Source organism: Vibrio sp. 10N.222.52.B7, from assembly GCF_041474275.1.
Taxonomy (GTDB): Bacteria; Pseudomonadota; Gammaproteobacteria; order Enterobacterales; family Vibrionaceae; genus Vibrio; species Vibrio crassostreae_C.
Genome location: NZ_JBFRTU010000230.1, coordinates 1 through 3,196, shown reverse-complemented (window position 1 = coordinate 3,196; position 3,196 = coordinate 1). Strand labels below are relative to the sequence as shown.

General features: G+C 45.8%; 1 protein-coding gene and 1 pseudogene. Both read right to left on the bottom strand.

Translation table 11 applies throughout. From position 1 onward, the window contains the following. Positions 1 to 2,756: immune inhibitor A domain-containing protein (locus AB4512_RS22570; protein WP_372175768.1), on the bottom strand; the 2,756-nt coding region annotated here is incomplete at its 3' end. Between the two features lie 47 nt (positions 2,757 to 2,803). Beyond that, positions 2,804 to 3,129: pseudogene (locus AB4512_RS22565) on the bottom strand (hypothetical protein). Positions 3,130 to 3,196 lie beyond the last annotated feature (67 nt).

Below are 3,196 nucleotides of genomic sequence, written 5' to 3'. Positions count from 1 at the left end.
TACAGGTCGACCAAAATTGTCTTAGTGGTAATCCCACCTTGGTCATCGATTATCTTCAGTGTCACCTCGTGCTTTCTGTATGAAGGGAAGATTGACGTGAATGTGCGACCTCGTTTCACCTTTCCGTTTGGAAGTGTCCACTCGGTATCAACAATACGACCATCGCTGTCTGAACTTGTAGACCACATGGTTACCCAGCGGCCCAAGTGAATGTACTTCGCGCTCGCTTCTGGAAGGGCGTTTGGAGATTCAACACTCACTACGGAGCTAAATGAAGCGGTAGCGCCTTTGTCGTCGACAACAGTCAAGTTCACCGTGTATTCGCCCGCTTGCTCGTAAGACCAAGTTGGTGCCACTTCGTTACTTGTTGTGCCGTTCCCAAAGTCCCATAGGTAACGGGCGATCTCACCGTCTTGGTCTGAGCTGAAGTTGTTTGCAGAAACAGTCAGACCAGTCACATTAAGCTCGAAGTTCGCAGTAGGAACGATGTTGTGTTGGCTTACTTTAGATAAGCGAACCACACCGTATTCGTTGTTATCACTCTGATTCACAATATCGACCGCTAAACCAAACTCCGTCAGGATGCGTCCTGAATCTGGTGCTTGAGGCGATGTGTAATCTTGGTCATCCGAGAAGCTAGCATTGCCAACCAAACTGGTATCTTCGAGTACATCGTTGTCGCTGTTTACAAGACGCATTGGAGTATGATCTTTGAGTGAAAACGCTGCGTCTCGAACTTGGTAGCGTGTTTGAGCCGCTTCACCAGAGTTTGCCCACACCATGGCATTTTGGTCTGCATCGACCACGCCTAACCAACCTTCACCAGGGTGTTTACCTACCCAGTTGTCGGTTAGTGATTCGTCGACGTACCAAATGATCAAGCCAGGGTCGAATGACATCAGTTGTCCCATGCGTTTGATGTTCGCTAGGCCTTCATCAACATCCATGTGGCTGCGCCATTGCAATAGATAGTAGTGCTGCGCTTGATGGAATCCATTACTCAGCTTGTAACCATTAAGGGCGAAGGTGGAGTTGCTTTCACCATCGTCTATTGAGGTCACTTCACCATCGACAACAACAGCAAGGTTATCTAAATAGAAGCCTTCCATTGCTAAGCCGCCATCGGTGATGTATTCAAAAGACAGTTCCACTTCTTGGCCTGCCCATTGTGAAACGTCGAACTCAGCGTCGACCCATCCGCCAGATTCGCCGCCAATAGCAGGAACGAGGTCCGTGTTGTATGGATCGTCCATTGAGGTAATGTTTCCTGCAATGGCTTGTCCGTTGATTAGCACGCGCGCAAAGTCGTAGTCTTTTTCAATCTCATACCAAGTTTTGAAAGACAGCAGTGCAGAATCACCCGCTGGGATCATCAACTTGCGAGTCATACTGTTTTTCAGATCATCGCCTTTTTGAGAGTGGAATGAATACTCGCCCTCAAAGGGTTTCAGACTTTCAATCTGCTTTTCAGGAAGATCCACTTTGATCATGTTAGGACGACTGTTATCCGTTGTTTGGAACAGCGTATACACTTGTGGATTGTCTTCTAGGTCATCAATCGAGAGCTGATCATCGTTAACCCAACGTCCGCCAATCGATTTCTGTAGGAAGTGTTTTGCCCAAGAGCTGAATGCCGTTGGTTGTGTACCACCAATTTGACCAGCCCAACTGCCCGAAGACATGATTGACCAGTAAGAAACCGGTTCGCCTCTGCCTGTGTATTGCGTGTCATACTCGTCTGGTAAGCCTAAATCATGACCATATTCGTGGGCACAAACACCTGCAGCCGCATCAATCGGTTGAATGGTGTAATCGAACGCCGCGTATTGGCCACCAAATCGATCTGGAAGCGAGCTAGAGGTACCTTCAAGCACATGTGTGCGACCAAGGTTGAATCGGTGAGACCAAATCGCATCAGGGCCTAACACGCCACCACCGGCTTCTTCGCCTACCGATGCATGAAACACCATCAGGTGGTCAATCACACCATCGGGTTCGCGGAAATTTCCGTCACCGTCGTAATCGTAACGATCTTCGATGTCGTAATCGGCAAGGTTGATACTCGGATCTTGAGCTAGTTGATTCAGCGCTTCACGAACCAGTTCTTGGGCGTTTAGGTCGTTGTCGGTGGTAGGGGAGTTGCCACCATAGAATGACGCAGGCTTAGAGGCGCGATACCAACCTGCCGCTTGACCTGCAACGCTGTAACTGTCGCCTGATTCGCTTTGGTAATATTGGCGCATCGAGATTAGGTTTTCGCCATTTGGCCCTGTGTAGCCAGAATTTGAAAACAACAACTCTTGATAATGTTCAGGGCTGTAGCTCTCGTAGAGCATCTGCGTGTGCTCTTCGGTCAACTTGTTGTCATCCCAGTTCAAATCAGGGAAATCGACCAATAGAGCGAGTACTTTATCGGTGCGCTTGGTGCCGACTTCTAAAGCAAAGACACTCGCTTTTTTAACGCCAGACCCTTTTTCTATGGCTTTGAGTATTTTTGCGCGTTGCTCAAGTGCTTTTTTTCCGAATTGAGCATCGCCTTTGAAACCGGAATTGATTTTATTTTTCAAGTAACGGTCAAGCGCATCCTGCTTTGCCACATCGGTTGCATCTTGGTCGACTAAGCCTTGTCTAACTAGCATTTCAATGAGTTTGTCTTCATTAACTACCCCTAAATCAATAGGTGTTTTTGCATAACCACTGACGCTAAATAGAGTAAGCATTGCTGAAGCCAACAATGTTCTTCTCATCATTTTCATTATATTTCCTTTTTATATTTCCATGTCGATATCAGTATCAACTTGCCTTATTCGGATCTGTTGTCCGAGTTTGGCCTAATACACTCTTGTGGTGTCTTCTTAACTGACGTGTGTTTGTTGTATGTTTTTTACCTTCTATCTCTTTTGTATTGGTTGTCTCTTTTCTATTTTTTGAATCAAACGGGGTGCTCTTCACTTTTTTAGCGTTGAGATAGATACGCAAAGCTTCTTGATTTTCCTCATAGGTTAAGCCTGAACAGATAACACCTTGTTTTATCAATGACTTCAGCAATAGTTCGTCGTTCTCAATAGTGGAAGCCTGTGACAGTGAGGAAAAAATTAGAACCATTAAAGCCATTGTTTTGTGTGACATTATTATATCAAGCCATCAGTTTTGATTATGTAACAAAATATATTTATAAAATTTACCAATCAAATGG